Here is an 18,172-nt window from a genome sequence, read left to right on the forward strand (position 1 = left end):
TCCGGAATATATACGAATAACTATTAACTGATAACGATTAACAATTAACGGCTAAAGAATGAAATTCACCAATCAGCAAATAGTAGATACCATGAAGCGCACTGGTGTGGTGCCATTATTCACACACGACAATGCCGAAGAAGCGCAGCAGGTTATAGAGGCAGCGTATCGCGGAGGCGTTCGTGTGTTTGAATTTACCAACCGGAAGAAAAACTCGTACGATGTATTTGTACACATTCTGAAACAACGGAGTAACTACCCGGATCTGATGATTGGTATCGGTACTATTATGGACGGTGCGACTACCAAGAAATTTATTGACGCAGGAGCAGACTTTATTATATCTCCGATTCTGAAACTGGAAATGGCTGAAGTATGTCGCGCGCACAATAAACTGTGGATGCCGGGCTGCGCTACGCTTACTGAAATTGTAACTGCAAAAGAAAACGGAGCTGAAGTAATAAAAGTATTTCCGGGTTCTGTACTCGGGCCGGGCTTTGTTTCGTCTATCATGCCCGTTGTGCCGGATCTGCAATTGATGATTACCGGAGGTGTAGAGCCCAATGAGAAAAATCTGTCTGCGTGGTTCAAGGCAGGGGCTATGTGTGTAGGGATGGGATCGCAGTTATTTACAAAAGAAATAATAGCGGAGAAAAATTGGAAACTGTTGGAGAAGAATGTAACGGAGGCGTTGGATATTGTGAAGAAACTGCGTAGCTGAAAGTAGCTGCAGTTGTTGAGACAGTATATATAAACCTATAAAGAGATTTTACAACCAAACCCATAAACCGTGGAAAAACTTCATAATGCAAACCAGGCCATTGGTAAATACCGATGGACGATCTGTGCCCTGGTATTTTTTGCCACCACCATTAACTATCTCGATCGGCAGGTATTGAGTTTGTTGCAGCCAAGACTTGAGGAACTTTTCGGATGGACCAATAGTGACTACGCCAGCATTGCTGCCGTTTTTCAGTTTACGTATGCTATATCCATGTTGTTTGCCGGACGCCTGGTTGATAAGCTCGACACGAAGTGGGGCTATGGTTGGGCTATTATTATCTGGTCTGCGGCTGCGGTTGTTCATGCGTTGGCATTACCCATTGGCGAAAATATAGCATCGATACTCGGTTGGTTCGGTGTGGGTGCTGTATCCATTTCGGTTGCCGGGTTTATGTTCTCGCGCGCATTTCTGGCATTGGGTGAAGCCGGTAACTTTCCCGCTGCGATCAAAGCTACAGCTGAGTATTTTCCGAAACGCGAACGTTCTTTTGCTACCGGTATATTTAACTCGGGCGCAAATATTGGGGCTATACTCGCTCCGATAACGGTACCGTGGATCTATAGCAATTGGGGATGGGAAGCAGCCTTCATCATTATCGGTGCGATTGGCTTTCTGTGGCTGTTGTTCTGGCTGACGCTCTATGAGAAACCGGAAAAACAAAAACGTCTTTCTGCTGCCGAGTTGAACTATATCAACAGTGATGAAGATAAAAGTACACCAACGCAAACTGTTACACCCGATGAAAAGGTTTCATGGTTTCAACTGCTTGGCTATAAACAAACCTGGGCCTTTGCTTTTGGTAAATTTATGACGGACGGTGTGTGGTGGTTCTTCCTCTTCTGGTTGCCGGCATACCTCAAGGCACAATATGGCATTATTGATAAGGCTGTAACATTACCGTTAACGGTATTGTATACATTGGCCATGGTGGGGAGTATAATGGGCGGATGGTTCCCGATGTATTTTATTCGCAAAGGCTATGCGGTATACGATGGTCGCATGCGCGCGATGCTGGTAATTGCGTTGTTCCCGTTATTGGTACTGGCAGCACAACCTTTGGGTGATATCAGTTTCTGGCTCCCGGTGTTATTCATTGGTATAGGAGCATCGGCACACCAGGCATGGAGCGCAAATATATTTACGACTGTGTCTGATATGTTTCCGAAAAAAGCAGTGGCATCAGTGGTAGGCATTGGTGGTATGGCCGGTGGTATTGGTGGTGTTATTCTCACTAAATTAGGAGGAGCACTCTTCGATCATTACAAGGCATTAGGACACATCGAGACGGGGTATACCATCATGTTCACCATTTGTTCGGTTGCCTACCTGGTGGCGTGGTCTGTTATGAAAGCACTGGTGCCGAAGTATAAACCGATCACAGACCTCTAGGGAAAATTTGCTTCATCGTAGTTCCTGAAATATATACTCAAACTCTCGCTGACCTGTATAGGGTATAAAAATTTATTTTTTATATTTCACTTCCTCAACCAGAGGTAGAGCCCCATGCCAGCGAGAGTACTTGTATTTTGTTTGTTTATACTGGTGTTGTCTCATCATTGTGTGCGTGCACAAAACGGACAATACCGGTTCTCACACCTTGATGTCAACCAGGGCTTGTCCAACAGCCAGGTAAAGACATTTCTGAAAGATAGCAGGGGGTTTCTCTGGATCGGTACCATCTCCGGGCTGAATCGATTTGATGGCAGCACATTAAAAATATTCCGCAACGACCCGCGCGATACAACAACGCTTCTCGATAATGATATCTATAGGATATTTGAAGATCCTTCCGGAAGAATATGGGTTTATACGTATGCCGGCATGTGTATATATGATCCCGCCACCGAAAAATTTACCCGCAACGTATATCGCGTACTGCGGGAGTATAACATGCCGGAAGGCTTTTTGACAGAGATACTAAAAGACCGTGAAGGTAATTTCTGGTTTCTCCACAACACGGGCAGACTCTATAAATATATACCTGCTCAGAAAAAAACGATTTCCGTTCTTCAGCATGATACGGACACAACGCTTGCCCATAGTAATCCGATATTTTCCATCGCGAAAGGAGCCAACTGCCTGTGGCTGCTGCATCGCAACGGTATGCTTGAAAAACTCGATGTCCAATCGCTGCATATACTATACCGCAATCTGACCTTCCATCAGCAGAATAAAAATGAGACACCAGAGTATAGTCTGACAGCCGACAATGATGGTGATTTATGGATATACTTTGTGAACACAAACAATGGCGTATATCATTTCAGAACTTCCGAGAAGAAGATTTATCATTTTAATAAAACGTCATCGCCCGTTCATCTGAACACCGATATTATACGCGGAGTTGTACAGGATAACAAAGGTCTCATCTGGATCGCGACCGATCATGGCGGTGTTAACGTCATCAACAAGAAAGATTTTTCGGTTCACTATATTTTACACAATACCGAAGACGAGAGAAGTCTGAGCCAGAACAGTATACAGACGATGTATAAAGATTACGATGGTTTTATCTGGATTGGTACGTATAAGCGCGGTGCTAATTACTATCATGAAAATGTGATTCGCTTCCGGCTCTTTCGCCATTCAACATCCAATAAAAATAGTTTGCCTTTCAATGATATTAATTGCTTTGCCGAAGATGATGATGGTAACATTTGGATCGGTACAAATGGTGGAGGTCTTATCAAGTACGATCGGAAGACAGAACACTTTACCCAGTATACGCATGAGCCGGGTAATCCAAACACCATTGGCAGCAATGTAATTGTAAGTATGTTCTTTGACAGCTATAAAAAGTTGTGGATCGGTACATACTATGGCGGCTTGAACAGTTTTGATGGTCGCAACTTTACCCGCTACAGGCATTCGGCAGATCCGAAGAGTATAAGTGATGATAATATCTGGGAGATCTTTGAAGACTCGCAGCGACAACTCTGGATCGGTACACTGAAATCAGGTATAGATGTATTCGACCGGGATTCAAAAACATTCAGACATTATCCCTCCATACAATTTCACCTCGACAGCTCAGTACACTCAACCTATATACCCGCTATTGTTGAAGATGCAGAGAAAAACATCTGGATAGGCACGGGTTATGGAATTGATTTTTACGATCGTAAAACCGGAAAGTTTACACACTATCTGAATGATGTAAATAATCCGAAGAGCCTCGGGCATAACAATGTATTTTCTATTCTCGATGACGGGAAGGGAACGATATGGATCGGTACCAAAGAAGGATTGAATTTATTCGACAAGAAAACAAAAACATTTCGCGCACTGCGACAAGAAGACGGTTTGCCGCATAACACAGTGTTGACGCTGCTGCAAGACAGTGGCGGTAATTTGTGGATGAGTACACCGCAGGGATTGTCCAATCTCATATTGAGGCGAAAGCCTGATGGCACGATTGCATCTTTCCGCTTTAAGAATTACGATGAGTCGGATGGTCTGCAAGGCAAATCTTTCAACGAAGGTGCCGCCTATAAAACACGTAAAGGAGAATTGATCTTCGGTGGTGCCAATGGTTTTAATCTTTTCAAACCGGAAGATATAGTACTCAATGACAAGAAGCCGGTAGTACGTTTTACCGGTTTACAGATTTTCAATAAAGAAGTAAAGATAGGCGAGAAGGTAAAGGGCAGTGTTATACTGGATAAGTCGATAACGCTCACGCCCGGGATCAGGCTTGCACACAGCGATAATGTTTTCTCGATCGAGTTCACTTCGCTTAATTATTTTCTTCCGGAGAAGAGCCGGTATAAATATAAACTTGAAGGCTTTAATAAAGAGTGGCTTGCCACCGATGGTAACTCCAGGCGCGTAACCTTTACCAACCTCGATCCGGGTGAATATACCCTTCGCGTAAAAGCTTCCAATAACGATGGTATATGGAATGACGAAGGCACTTCGATGAAAATTGTTATACTGCCCCCGTTCTGGAAAACGAAGACAGCTTTTGTACTTTATATATTCCTGGTGATGGCGGCACTGCTGGTAACGCGTAAACTGATTCAGCAACGCGAGCGTCTCAAATTCATTATTGAGCAGGAACGACAAGAGGCACAACGCATGCACGAGCTTGATATGATGAAGCTTCGGTTTTTTACCAACGTTAGTCATGAGTTTCGCACACCGCTTACCTTAATACTTGCCCCCGTAGAAAAACTGATGAAAGCTGCCAGCGAAGAGCAGCGCACACAATTTCAATTGATCCACCGCAATGCAAGACGACTGCTTAACCTGGTCAATCAACTGCTCGATTTCCGAAAGCTCGAAGTGCAGGAAATAAAATTCAATCCATCGGAAGGCGACATCGTACGGTTTATCCGCGAGACTACATTTTCGTTCTCGGATATGTCGGAGAAGAAAGATGTCTCACTGGATTTCAAAACTTCGGTAGATTCCCTCGAAACTATTTTTGATCGGGATAAGCTCGAAAAGATCTTGTTCAACCTCTTGTCCAATGCATTCAAATTTACTCCCGGTAATGGAAATATAACGGTAACTATAAACGAGGTGCATGGTGAAGAAGGCAAGTGGCTGGAGATACGCGTAACGGATACCGGTATAGGTATACCGCTGGATCAGCAGGAAAAGATATTCGAACGGTTCTTTCAGCACGATCTCCCCGGAAGCATGGTAAACCAGGGCAGCGGTATAGGACTGTCTATTACAAAAGAGTTTATACGTATACATGGCGGTAACATTACTGTAACCAGCGAACCCGGAAAAGGAAGTTGTTTTACTGTAACTATACCGGTAAAGGATGTTACTGCACATGAAGTTCCTGCAGCACTGGAAGAAGCTGAGATACCCGAATGGGAGGCGGAACTTCAATCGGATAAACCTAGCATTTTGCTGATTGAAGACAACGAAGATTTCCGTTTCTACCTGAAGGATAATTTACGACTGCACTATAAAATTATAGAGGCGCGTAATGGTAAAGAAGGTTGGAATCAGGCTTTGTCCACATTGCCCGACCTGATTGTAAGTGATGTGATGATGCCGGAGATGAACGGAATTGAACTTTGTAAAAAGATTAAAAACGATCCGCGGGTGTCGCATATACCGGTAATTCTGCTTACCGCGCGCACCGCAGAAGAACAGAAGATGGAAGGTTTTGAATCCGGAGCAGATGATTACATCACCAAGCCTTTCAACTTTGAGATATTGCAATCGCGGGTTCGTAACCTCATTCATCAGCGCGAAGCATTCCAGAAAGACTTCCGCAGGCAGATCGAAGTAAAGGCCAGCGATGTAAACATTACGTCTCTGGATGAAAAACTTATTCAGCGCGCCATCAAATGCGTAGAAGACAATATTTCCGACACCGCCTTTTCTGTTGAGACACTAAGTCACGAGCTCGGCATGAGTCGGGTACACCTCTACAAGAAACTGTTGGCGCTAACGGGCAAGAGTCCGATCGAATTTATCCGCGTCATTCGCCTGCAGCAAGCCGCACAGTTACTGGAGAAAAGTCAACTCACCGTATCGGAAGTAGCCTATAAAGTTGGCTTCAACAATCCTAAATACTTTACCAAGTACTTTAAGGAAGAGTATAAAATGCTGCCATCTGCCTACGCTGTCTCCAAGCGATCGAAGGAGTAGATATACTGATATACTTTTGCTCTTCAGTAAATTTACTAGGAAGAAGAAGTCTGTCGGGTAGGGTATGACTGAACGCCAAGTAACCTCATGTACGAAAAACGCGAATGTAAGATTATACAGGAAAACAGATTTTAGTGGTATATCTATACCATTCTCATTCTATACCTTATAACGATGAAATCATACTATGTGCCTACGTACGCGGTTGAGACAGTGTAACTTTTCTATAATGCTTTTTTAGAAAACGATTTCATTTAAAACATTTTTAAGGTAAGCTTTTGCCATTTATTGAACGGTCTATAATAAATGGGTTGGGTAGCTTTGTTCAAACACCCAAATAACAGTTTTATGAAATCTTCAAGCACCCCACACAGCGAGGATTCGATCGCTATCATTGGAATGTCATGCCGTTTCCCGAATTCAAACTCACTCGATGAATTTTGGGAGTTACTAAAAAATGGAAAAGATACTATTGCCGAAATTCCCAAAGAGCGCTGGGATGCAGACCGATATTACGATCCGGATCCACAGGCTACGCGCAAAACGCATCAGCGTCACGCATCACTGTTGAGCAATATCCACGATTTTGATCCACTGTTCTTTAATATATCTCCGGCGGAAGCAAGCGAGATGAGCCCGTCTCAAAAACTGATGATGGAGCTGGCGTGGGAAGCGATTGAAAACTCTTCATTACCCTATAACGATGCGAAGGGTAAAAATGTAGGTGTGTTTGTGGGCAATATATGGACAGACTTTGAACATTACCGTAAAGCCAAGAATGCAAAAGCAACGTTGCACTCGGCTGTGGGGATGTCATCTAACGTAGTGGCTAACCGCGTGTCGTTTGCCATGGGTTTTACCGGTCCGAGTCTTGTTATCGACACCGGGTGTTCTGCATCACTTGTAGCGTTGCATATGGCGTGTCAAAGCTTGCTCCATGACGAATCAACGATGAGCATTGTGGGGGGTATCAATCATATACTGGATCCGGATAAATATATAGAGCTTACACAGTTCGGTGGCCTTTCTGTAAAAGGAAAGTGCAGCACGTTTGATGTGGATGCAGATGGTTTCGTACGCGGTGAAGGCGGGGGTGTATTGCTGTTGAAGAAACTATCGGAAGCCGAACGTGACGGTAATAAAATATATGCAGTGATTCGTGGATCGGCTGTAAACAACAACGGCTTTAACGATACGTTGCCGGCCACCAGCACCGAAGGACAGATATCACTTTTCGAAAAAGTATATACCAGTGCAGGTATCGATCCGCACGATGTTCATTACCTGGAAGCACACGGTACCGGTACTAAACTTGGTGACCCGAACGAAGCAATAGCCATTGGTGAATTTTTTGGCAAAGGCAGAACAGGCAAAAGCCTGCGTATCGGTTCTGTAAAAACAAATATAGGACATACCGAAGCTACGGCCGGTATAGCTGGTCTTATCAAAGTGGTGTTGGCGATGCAGCATAAAGTGCTTCCTCCAAACCTGAACTTTAACAATCCCAATCCAAATATACCTTTCGAAGAACTTCACCTGGAAGTACAAAAAGATTTATCATCATGGCCTGTTAACAATGGCGAAACATTTAAAGCCGGTGTTAACTCGTTTGGCTGGGGTGGTACAAACGCTCACGTGGCGCTTGAAGAATATCGCGCTCCCCGTACAGAGTCAGTTATACCAGCCAATAGTTCAGAAGTATATGCATTGCCGCTATCGGCCAAATCATCGCAGGCATTGAAAGATTATGCACGTGCCTATGCAAAATCAATTGAACTTGGTGACGAAGATAATTTCAAGGCTATATGTGTAGCCGCATCGATTCGTAAGCCGGAATTTGATCATCGTATACTCTTTACAGCAAGCACGCGTGAGCAGATGCTGGCAAGTCTCAAAAACTTTTTTGAAGACGAAGCAGAGGCAACACCCTGCATGCCACTGACTGAAAAAGCAAAAGTTGTTTTTGTATTCCCGGGTCAGGGTGCGCAATGGCTGGGCATGGGCCGTGAGTTGCTGGTAAAAGAGAAAGTATTCAGAGATACTATATTGGCGCTGGATGCTGCGTATCGTCCCTATACCGATTGGTCGCTGGTAGATCAGATCAACGCTACACCGGAGACTGATCGTTTGAAAGAGATCAACGTGATTCAGCCCGCTATATGTGCGATGCAGATAGCTCTTGCCAAACTTTGGATGTCGTGGGGTATACAACCACAAGCTGTAGTAGGACACAGCATGGGCGAAGTTGCAGCTGCCTATATTTCAGGCGCTATAAAAATGGAAGATGCAGCACGCATCATCTGCGAACGCAGCCGCCTGATGAAAACCGTAAGCGGTAAAGGTGGTGCGATGGCCGTAACAGAACTAAGCCGTGAAGAAGCAGAGAAAGTTGCTGCTAACTATGGCGGTAAACTTTCTGTAGCCGTTAACAACAGCTATAAATCTACAGTACTTGCTGGCGATAAAGCTTCTATTGATGAAGTGCTGGCGCAACTGGAGGCAAAAGAATTATTCTGCCGCCTGGTGAAAGTAGATGTAGCATCGCATAGCCCGCAGATGGATCCGTTGAAAGAACCGCTGCGTAAAGAACTGCAAGGTGTAGTACCGCAGCCGACTGTGATACCTTTTGTATCAACCGTACATAATAAAGTAATGCAGGGCACCGACATGGGCGCTGACTACTGGGTTGATAACCTGCGTGGCACTGTACAGTTTGCATCCGTAGTTGAAAATCTGCTGAAGGATGAACACATTGTTTTCATTGAAGCAAACCCGCACCCGGTATTGGTAAATGCTGTTACCGAATGTGCAGAGCACGTTCGTAAAAAAGTAATCACCATTGCATCTACACAGCGAGATAACCCGGAGCTTGATGTGATGTTCAAAAACCTGGGCGACTTATATAGCAAAGGTTACTCTGTAAACTGGAAGACATACTACGGTACGGCTACTGCTCCGCAAGCACAACTTCCTGCATATCCGTTCCAGCGCGAGCGCTACGAAATAGAAGATCTTTCCAAGGAACTTGATAATGCTAAAGATGTTGTTGCAAAGTACCCGCTGCTGGGAAGCAAGATCAACCTCGCGAACATAGAAGATATATACTTCTGGGAATCATCCATAAGCTTGAACAAGTTTCCATACCTGCGCGAACGGCTCGTACAGGATCGCGTGGAATTGCCGGTGTCATGCTATATTGAAATGGTATTGGAAGCTGTTGCCGAAGTATACAACGATGTTCCGGTACGCGTGGAAGACCTCAAGTTTACCCGCAGTCTCAATTTGTCAGACAACTCCCGCGTAGATGTACAGGTTAAACTTGTGATCCGCGAGAATAAACTTGGACAGGTATATATCTTCAAAAAAGAAGATCAGGAGTCAGGATGGATACAATTGGCGCAGGGAGGAATTGAGATCACGGAAGAAAGTAAATATGTTCCGGAAATATTTGAGCAGATTGAATACCATGCACCGGATTATACAGAAGGTGTAAGTTATTATAATTTACTCCGCTCCATCGGATTTAATTTTGGCAAGCATTTTCAACAACTCACCGGACTTGATAAAGTTGGTAACAAGCCGTTCCCGAATGTATTGTTCTCCATCAAGGCTGATCCGAACGTACACCTGACATCATCCAAGTATAAAATACATCCGGCATTGATGAGCAGTTTCTTCCAGCCTATATACGGACAACTCGTATCCATACTGGAAGAAGGAAATTTACTGGATGTTCGTTTCAGCAATATTGACCAGGTAGCGATGCATGCAGCTGTTAATTATAGTCGTGAGTTACGCGGTTTCCTGGTTTTCCACCCGTTGGTAAAACACGAAAGCAATTCAAATGCATGGCGCTTCACAGCCGATATTACCATCGCTAATTTTGATAACACTCCGGTAATGACAATAACCGGTTTGCAAGGTATAGCAGAGCGCAAAACGCCTAAAGCAAACAGCAGTGGTCAGAAAGCAGGAGGCTTTGTATTTCTTGAACACTATGCAACGATCAAAACTGAAAGCGAGAAACAACTTGCGCTGGAACAGATGATCACACACCACGTGTCGAAGATCATCAAGATATCCGCCAATCGCATCAAGCATACCATGACCTTTAAAGGAATGGGACTCGATTCACTGATGGCTGTGCAATTAAGAAATCTTCTTGAAAAAGAACTGGCTATCAAATTAACCGTTGGTTTGTTCTGGTCGCACCCGAGTATACAGGAGTATGCCGCATACCTGAAAGATATACTTACGGCACAGAATCACGGCACTACCGTAGCCGTGCAGCCCGCGGTTGATAAAGTTGTTAACTGGTTCACGATTCCGAAGGCAAACCCGAATGCTTCATTCCGCGTATTCTGTTTCCATGATGCAGGCGGAAGCGCTTCACTCTTCAACGGTTGGGAAAACCTTTTGGACAATGCCACCACTGAACTGGTACTGGTTGAAATGCCGGGAAGAGGAAGAAGAATGGAGGAAACGCCATACGTGGATTTCCAAACATTCATGCGTGACATTATGCCGTCTATCATTCCGATGCTGAATAAACCCTATATATTTCTGGGACACAGCATGGGTGGTATGGTTGCTTACGAAATTGTACGCGAGCTGCGCAGAAGAAAACTGGCTTTGCCGGAAACGCTATACATCTCTTCAACGTCTGGGTTAGGCGCGTACGAGAAAAAACAGGTGGACTACACATTGTCTGATGATGAACTTGTACAGATGTATCCGCACCTGGCATTGAGCAATGTTGGTGATGTGGAGATCCAGAGTCTCATGATCAACATTCTGCGGGCCGATCTTCAGTTCCTGTATCACTACGAGTTCATCACGGAAGAGCCGTTGAACATACCAATCATTGCCATCCACGGATCAGAGGATGAACGTGTAAAACGTAACCAGATCGAGCAGTGGGAAAAAGAGACAGCAGTATCTTTCAATTTGATCTCACGCACCGGTGGACACCGCTATATCGAGCATGACGGTGCATTTGTTGCCCAGCTTGTGCAAGACAATATCTATAACAGAATGGTAACGCACCAGCCGGCCAAGACTCTTTTGTAATCAGCAATCAATAGTTTTTTATACCAATATACGTGCAGCATATATAGCCTGCACGTATATTGGTATTGTTATTTTCGGAACTCATAAAACGTATACATCATGAAAGAATCAGTTAAGGATAAAATTATAGGAACGTGGAAGCTTGTTTCGTGGAAATATATGGATGGTGATAAGGAGCCTGCGGATTTCTTTGGTGAAAATCCAAAAGGTATACTTACATATGATAAGAGCGGCTATATGAATGCACAGTTGATGAAAAGCGGTCGGAGTAATTTCAATGTGGAATCAATGACAGGTGGCACGACCGAAGAAATAAAAAATGCGTACCTGAGCTATGCAGCTTACTGGGGAAAGTACTATGAGCGAACGCCAGGTGAACTGGTGCATGAGGTAGAAGGAAGTCTTTTTCCGAATTGGGTTGGTCACGATGAAATTCGATATGCACAGATTGATGGAGATACGCTCGTGTTAAGTATACCTCCATTTCGGGTTACGTGGAAACGCGCATAAAAAAATCTCCGAAAATCTTCTGCTCCAACACAGGATTTTCAGAGATATATTTTTTAAGCTTAAAGTTATTTTGCTACAGTTGCCTGTTCTTTTAACCACTTGCGTGCATCAGGCTCCGAATTGAAAATAGCCACGGTATAAACACCTTTTGTAGCTTTTGTGAAACCTTGCAGTGAAAGCTGGGTAAATATATTGTCAGACATGATCACTGCCATATCTGTGAGTCCTTCTTTTGCTGCGCGTGGGTTCCAGTCTGTCTGATACCACTCGTTGGCAGCTTGCCATGGACCTGATACTTTACGGTTATCAACCAATACTCTACTGCATTTCACTTCTTTGATAATTTTAAGTAATTCTTCTGAGCCTGCCTTTACTTGATCTACCGTAAGGAAGCCGTTCCAATCAACATAGATAATGTCGGTGTCCCTTTCGTGGGTAATGGTAACGTAGATCTCTTTACCGTTAGGCCGCTTAAATTCTCTTTTCATAATTTTTAAAACTTTTAATAGTGTTGAATGTATTTACAAGTTGGGGTATTGTGGGAATATATACCTGGTTTAAATATTGAAAATGTTACACTCACAAAATAATAATGTTATGATTGTTGGTTCGCGTTTTTATGTAATTCAACTTCAATCTGAAAATACAACGGTAAGGCTATACTAGATTGAAGACAATTTCCGTATTGCCGGCTTACCGCTATTACGGTTTTTTAAAGAGATCAAGTATATTTATTACATACAGCCCCCATGTAGTATGGTTAAGGTTCTGATTTCGACAGCATCGGAGATCGCAAAGACAACAGATTTACAATCTGTGAGTAATAAATTAAATATACATTTTTTGAATGATGATGACTACCTCTTTCCTGACAAAATGTTTATCAGCACTATAGGACGTTTAATGTTGCAACGCTTATTTATAGAAGCAAATATAGATGCAGCCGTGTTACAAACTTTACATCGCGGTCCCTATGGTAAATGGCAGCTGTCTGCTCCGGTAGATTTCAATGTGTCTCATGCAGATGATAAGATTGTCGCTGTATTTTCAGATGAAGGTGTTGTCGGTGTTGATATCGAGAAAGTACGAGACTTTGCATGGCAAGAGTATAAAGAAAGTTTTTCGCTTGCCGAGTGGACAACTATTTATACTGCAGTATCTCCAGAGGAAATATTTTTTGATTTGTGGACAAAGAAGGAGAGTATTCTGAAAGCGTATGGGTATGGCTTACAGGTGCCTCTTGCGCAAGTGAGTATTGAGAATACTTTTGGACAAGTCGAAAGCTCCTCCATGACCGGTTACTTTCATGAAGTAAAGATACCGGGCTATAAATGCCATGTGTGTACGCAACAACAGACACACCTTCAATCAGATGTATTTGTGCTTTAACAAATATTGAAGGAGATTATATATAATAGAGACCATCACTGCATATTCCTGCCAAACAGGTTCAGTTCTTCGGTGTTGATCGTGATGTGCTTCTCAAATTGAAATTCTAGGCGTCCGAGAAGCTTGATAGAACTGGTGTTGTCCTTTGTAGTGATTGCCAGGATTCGGGGAAGTCCTAAAACATTTTTACCATAAGTCAATACCTCAGCAGCAGATTCAAAGGCATAGCCGCGACCGGTAAATTTTTGAAGGAAGGCAAAGCCTATATCAGGATCGTCAAGTGTGTCGCGTTTCAGTAATCCACACATACCAACCGGCTCCAGTGTATCTTTCAACGCAACGAGGTATAAGCCGAATCCAAATTTTTCATAGCTCGTCATGGGCCCGTTAATAATATATTGCTCGGCATCGCGTAGCGTTCTTACTCCGCGATCGCCAATGTACTGAAGCCAGGAAGGCATATTTACCAATTCAAAAATGAAAGGCGCATCATCAGCACATAATTTTCGAATGATGAGATTTTCGGTCTGCAGAAGTGTTGTTGTGTTAGAAGCCAATATAAGATCGTGTTTATGTTTCAAGATAAAGATTGTCTCATTCACAGCAACTTCTTCTTATTTGGACAATTATATAGAGAGGAGGAGAGGTATTATCACGTTATTAATTGCCTTTGCATATAATATATATTTTGAACTCCCATATATTTTATGATGGATGATAATTGCATGAATTTACTTTTCTCTCTAAACCTATCAGCATATTTCCACGAAAGCGTTATGAAGAAAATATAGAGTAAAACAGCAATTTCGAATAAGCAGGTAACAAATGCTACCGGAAACATAACGATTTCATGGTGTTGTACAGAACGAGTTGAATGTACATTTGATAGAACCCAAAAATAAAATTCGTTTTACCCATGAACGACCTCCGTAGAAAAACTAAGTGGATGTTTGTGCTGGAAGTTCTTATTTATCTCGCAGTAGCGATTTCCATTTCACTGGCCATTACGCTATAATTCAGCTTGATTTAGCTTCTTTCCTCTAATCTTCCTGTACGGTCTAAGCTTCCTTTTCATCTATTGAAGGGAAGGTTAGATCGTTTTTTGTTTCTTCCATTTTGAAATCTGTCTTGCTCGTTTGGTGCCCTTTCATTTTCCCCGAATGGTTGTATCTAACCAGTTTGAGTTACCCGGTTTTGGCGTGTTATTAACAAAATAGGTATGGTTTGGAAACATTTTAGACCTCCTGTTAACGTTTGCACCCAAACTCCCTAACAAAAACATACCCTTCAAAAGCCCTTTCCGGGCCTACATTTACAACAATCGTTTGCAGGAATAATGTCTTGTAATTCGGTTGAAATCTGAAATCTAACCTATTTAATAGATGCATACTCGAAACTTTATCCTGCTAAAAAGGGGCATGTCAGATGCCTTTTTATGGCTGAGCTACCCGGTTCTGAAGTCGGGGCATCCCAACCGCACCTGCTGCAATCCATCGTACGAAAGAGGTATAGCCATTAGCGTTTTTTCGGTAGAATCTAATCAACCATCATACAGTATGCTAAGCCCGATTCGACTGCGTACGCGATCTTTTTAACCTATCAGACACTTGAAATAAAACACAATTACTAAACCAAATTAACACCTATGACAAAAATTTACGGGAAACAATTACGAGTCTTCGTGATGCTGTTTCTGTTAGGAACTGTTACCAGCGTGTATGCGCAGAAACAGGTCGTAACGGGAAAGGTTACGGATGCAACCGGCCAGGGAATGCCGGGAGTTAACGTTCTGCTGAAAGGCAGTACTGTGGGAACTACCTCTGATAAAGAAGGAAACTTCTCGATCGAGGCTGCTCCTACAGATATACTGGTGCTGTCTTTCATTGGGTATAAATCGCAGGAAGTTACGGTTGGAAATCAAACAAGTATTACCGTTGCACTGGCAGAAGACGTGGAGACACTACAGGAAATTGTAGTCGTAGGATACGGTGAAATGAAAAGGACCGATCTATCGAGTTCACAAGTTTCACTTACAGCTTCTGATATACAAAAGACTGTCAACACAACGCTCGAGCAAGCTATACAAGGAAGAGCTGCGAATGTTTATGTAGCAACCAATAGTGGACAGCCAGGAGCACCATTGTCTGTGAAGATACGGGGTATAAACTCAATAAACGGTAATACAGAACCGATGTACGTTGTTGATGGCGTGCAGATAATGGGAACAAACGGAACAACGTCAAATCCGCTATCCGGTATTAACCCTGATGATATAGAGTCACTCAATATATTGCAGGGGCCATCTGCTACTTCAGTATATGGTTCGCGTGCATCGAACGGTGTAATTGTAATCACTACAAAACGTGGTAAACCCGGAGAAACTAAATTCAGCTATAATACTTTCTATACTTTACAGGATATACCGAAGTTCCTTCCTACCATGAATCTTCGCGAGTATGCCGAGTATCAGAATGATATAAAATCAGTATTGGTGAATTATGATGTGCCTGCTGAATTTTCTGATCCGTCTCTGTTAGGAGATGGAACAAACTGGCAGAAAGAACTATTTCAACGTGCAGGCATGATGAAGCATCAGCTGTCGATGAGCGGAGGTTCTGATAAAACTACCTTCTATCTTTCCGGTGAATATTTTAACCAGGATGGTGTAGCGATTGGTTCTGCTTTCAAACGCTATGGCATACGCATGAACCTCGATAACCAGACACGCAAATGGTTGAAGATCGGTACCAATTTCAACACCAGTATTACCAATGAGGACTTAACGGTTACCAACGATGATCTCATCAATATAGCGATAAGTCAGTCACCAGCAGTACCGCTAAAGAATTTAGATGGTACATGGGGTGGTCCTAGTCAAACACAATTCCGCCAGACAAACCCTGTAGCGCTCGCGTTAATCAACGAGAACAAGTTTCGCAGAATACAGGCAATGGGTGGTATATATGCAGATATAAATATTTTGAAAGGACTGGTATTCAGAACGGAACTGAATGGAAATGGACAATTCACTAATAATTATCTCTATAAACCAAGTTATGTTTTTGGTGGCTTCGAAAATGAAACAGCTACGTCAACACGCACTGCCAGCAATAACTTAAGTTGGTTGTGGAATGTGTTGTTGCGATATAACGTCAACATTGGCAAGCATGCTATAGCAGCGATGGTGAGCCATGAAGCACAAGAAGGTACATTTGAAGGTCTTACTGGTACACGCAGTGGATTTGTTTCTAACAAGGTGCATGAATTGCCGGCCGGTGATGCAAAGACAGCAACCAACAGCAGTTCGAAGGGCGCATGGGCAATGGAGTCATACTTCGGAAGATTGAATTATGTCTTCAATGAAAAATATATCGTACAGGCTACTCTCCGTGCAGATGGTTCGCCATCCTTCGGACCGGAAAACCGGTGGGGATATTTCCCTTCTGTTTCGGCAGCATGGCGTGTATCACAAGAGTCATTTATGGGAGGTCTGACGTCTACAGTTAACGACCTGAAATTACGTGTGGAATACGGACTCACAGGAAACCAACAGGCCGGTGGTGCTACATATTATGGAGCATTGTCTGCTATACCTACAGCATGGGGAACAGGATATCTGGTGGGTAACTTTTCAAATCCTGAATTCAAATGGGAGAGCACGAAGAGTTTTAACGTAGGTGTTGATCTACACATGTTCAACAATCGCATCGAGTTGATAGCAGATGCATACATGAAGAAAACAGATAATCTTATTTCTCAAAATAACCTGCCATACTATACCGGTGGTAATCAAAATTATTCTCCGGGATATATATCTTTTCCATATACCAACATTGGTGCACTGGAGAACAAAGGTTTTGGTGTAACACTGAATACCGTTAATACAGACGGTGTTCTTGGATGGAGAAGTGGATTGGTGTTCTCGATGGACCGTAATAAAGTAACAGAACTATACCGCGGTACGCCACTCGTGAACGATGCATGGTTTATGCCTGGTTTTGATTCGCGTGTAGTGGTAGGTCAGCCTGCGTGGCAGTTCTATGGCTACGAAGCTGAAGGATTGTTCCAGAGTATATCGGAGATTGAAGGACACGCACGTCAGACTCCTACAACTTCTAACCAGATCAATGCCGACAACGGTTCGTGGGTGGGGGATGTCAAATATAAAGATCAGAATAACGATGGTGTCGTTAATCAGGATGATCGTGTTATCATAGGAAACCCATGGCCTAAATTTACATTCGGATTTACCAACACGTTCAGCTATAAGAACTTTGAGTTGATGATATTTCTGCAAGGCGTGTATGGTAACGATGTATTTAACTTCGTGAAATTCAGAAACGGTAATCCAAACGGGAGCAATACAGGAAACGGATTGCTCAGCTCGGTATTCGACTATGCACGTGTAAGCAGTAACAATGCGGCTGATGATCCACGTATTCTGAATCCTGGTCACAACGTACAACGCATCTCTTCTACAGATGCTAACGGAAACTCAAGACCATCGCAGTGGTTTGTGGAGGATGGATCATTCATGCGGATCAAGAATGTGCAGTTAGCATACAGATTGCCAAGAACATTGGTATCAAGAGCTCATCTTACCGGTGTTCGCATCTCAGGCAGCGTTCAGAATTTGCACACCTTCACTAAATATTCCGGGTATGATCCTGAAGTCGGTACATTCTTCTCGGGTAACCAGGGGCGTGGATTTGTAGGCGTTGACTATGGACGATACCCTACTACTCGACAGTATAATGTCAGTCTTCAAATTGAATTTTAATCCCTGTATATATAATCTATAGA

9 protein-coding genes are annotated in these 18,172 nt (G+C 43.2%); 7 read left to right on the top strand and 2 right to left on the bottom strand.

The features are described from left to right. Positions 1–58 precede the first annotated feature (58 nt). The 5 genes from ACFQ21_RS30340 to ACFQ21_RS30360 all read left to right on the top strand — a co-directional run bounded on the left by ACFQ21_RS30340 (position 59) and on the right by ACFQ21_RS30360 (position 11,980). The gene (locus tag ACFQ21_RS30340) at positions 59–721 is read left to right on the top strand and encodes a bifunctional 4-hydroxy-2-oxoglutarate aldolase/2-dehydro-3-deoxy-phosphogluconate aldolase (protein WP_377586588.1); all 663 of its coding nucleotides are present in this window, start codon (positions 59–61) and stop codon (positions 719–721) included. A 69-nt stretch (positions 722–790) separates the two neighbouring features. Next, complete coding sequence (locus tag ACFQ21_RS30345; RefSeq protein ID WP_377586590.1) at positions 791–2,173, top strand: MFS transporter; 1,383 nt, start codon at positions 791–793, stop codon at positions 2,171–2,173. Between the two features lie 114 nt (positions 2,174–2,287). Further along, positions 2,288–6,400 (top strand): two-component regulator propeller domain-containing protein, encoded by a 4,113-nt coding sequence (locus ACFQ21_RS30350; RefSeq protein ID WP_377586592.1) that lies wholly within the window; start codon positions 2,288–2,290, stop codon positions 6,398–6,400. A gap of 348 nt (positions 6,401–6,748) precedes the next feature. Then, complete coding sequence (locus tag ACFQ21_RS30355) at positions 6,749–11,470, top strand: alpha/beta fold hydrolase (RefSeq protein WP_377586594.1); 4,722 nt, start codon at positions 6,749–6,751, stop codon at positions 11,468–11,470. Positions 11,471–11,569: 99 nt separating this feature from the next. Beyond that, positions 11,570–11,980, top strand: a complete 411-nt coding sequence (locus ACFQ21_RS30360; protein WP_377586596.1) for a lipocalin-like domain-containing protein — start codon at positions 11,570–11,572, stop codon at positions 11,978–11,980. 65 nt (positions 11,981–12,045) lie between these two features. On the opposite strand, the gene ACFQ21_RS30365 is transcribed toward ACFQ21_RS30360, so the two are convergent. Next, complete coding sequence (locus tag ACFQ21_RS30365; protein WP_377586598.1) at positions 12,046–12,468, bottom strand: STAS/SEC14 domain-containing protein; 423 nt, start codon at positions 12,466–12,468, stop codon at positions 12,046–12,048. Between the two features lie 268 nt (positions 12,469–12,736). Here ACFQ21_RS30365 and ACFQ21_RS30370 point away from each other — a divergent pair, with 268 nt between their 5' ends. After that, positions 12,737–13,369, top strand: coding sequence for a 4'-phosphopantetheinyl transferase family protein (locus tag ACFQ21_RS30370; protein WP_377586599.1), 633 nt, complete (start codon positions 12,737–12,739; stop codon positions 13,367–13,369). Positions 13,370–13,404: 35 nt separating this feature from the next. Here ACFQ21_RS30370 and ACFQ21_RS30375 read toward each other — a convergent pair whose 3' ends face one another. Beyond that, positions 13,405–13,926, bottom strand: a complete 522-nt coding sequence (locus tag ACFQ21_RS30375; RefSeq protein ID WP_377586601.1) for a GNAT family N-acetyltransferase — start codon at positions 13,924–13,926, stop codon at positions 13,405–13,407. A 1,088-nt stretch (positions 13,927–15,014) separates the two neighbouring features. Here ACFQ21_RS30375 and ACFQ21_RS30380 point away from each other — a divergent pair. Beyond that, positions 15,015–18,149: a SusC/RagA family TonB-linked outer membrane protein gene (locus ACFQ21_RS30380; protein WP_377586603.1), complete on the top strand. Its 3,135-nt coding sequence runs from the start codon at positions 15,015–15,017 to the stop codon at positions 18,147–18,149. The last annotated feature ends 23 nt before the right edge of the window (positions 18,150–18,172 follow it).

The sequence above is a fragment of the Ohtaekwangia kribbensis genome (genome assembly GCF_042676245.1).
In the GTDB taxonomy this organism is placed as follows: domain Bacteria; phylum Bacteroidota; class Bacteroidia; order Cytophagales; family Cyclobacteriaceae; genus Ohtaekwangia; species Ohtaekwangia kribbensis.

Excerpts from the sequence above, each read along its gene's own strand:
- ACFQ21_RS30340 (WP_377586588.1), top strand. The coding sequence starts at position 59 with ATGAAATTCACCAATCAGCAAATAGTAGATACCATGAAGCGCACTGGT.
- ACFQ21_RS30350 (WP_377586592.1), top strand. The coding sequence starts at position 2,288 with ATGCCAGCGAGAGTACTTGTATTTTGTTTGTTTATACTGGTGTTGTCT.
- ACFQ21_RS30355 (WP_377586594.1), top strand. The coding sequence starts at position 6,749 with ATGAAATCTTCAAGCACCCCACACAGCGAGGATTCGATCGCTATCATT.
- ACFQ21_RS30360 (WP_377586596.1), top strand. The coding sequence starts at position 11,570 with ATGAAAGAATCAGTTAAGGATAAAATTATAGGAACGTGGAAGCTTGTT.
- ACFQ21_RS30365 (WP_377586598.1), bottom strand. The coding sequence starts at position 12,468 with ATGAAAAGAGAATTTAAGCGGCCTAACGGTAAAGAGATCTACGTTACC.
- ACFQ21_RS30370 (WP_377586599.1), top strand. The coding sequence starts at position 12,737 with ATGGTTAAGGTTCTGATTTCGACAGCATCGGAGATCGCAAAGACAACA.
- ACFQ21_RS30380 (WP_377586603.1), top strand. The coding sequence starts at position 15,015 with ATGACAAAAATTTACGGGAAACAATTACGAGTCTTCGTGATGCTGTTT.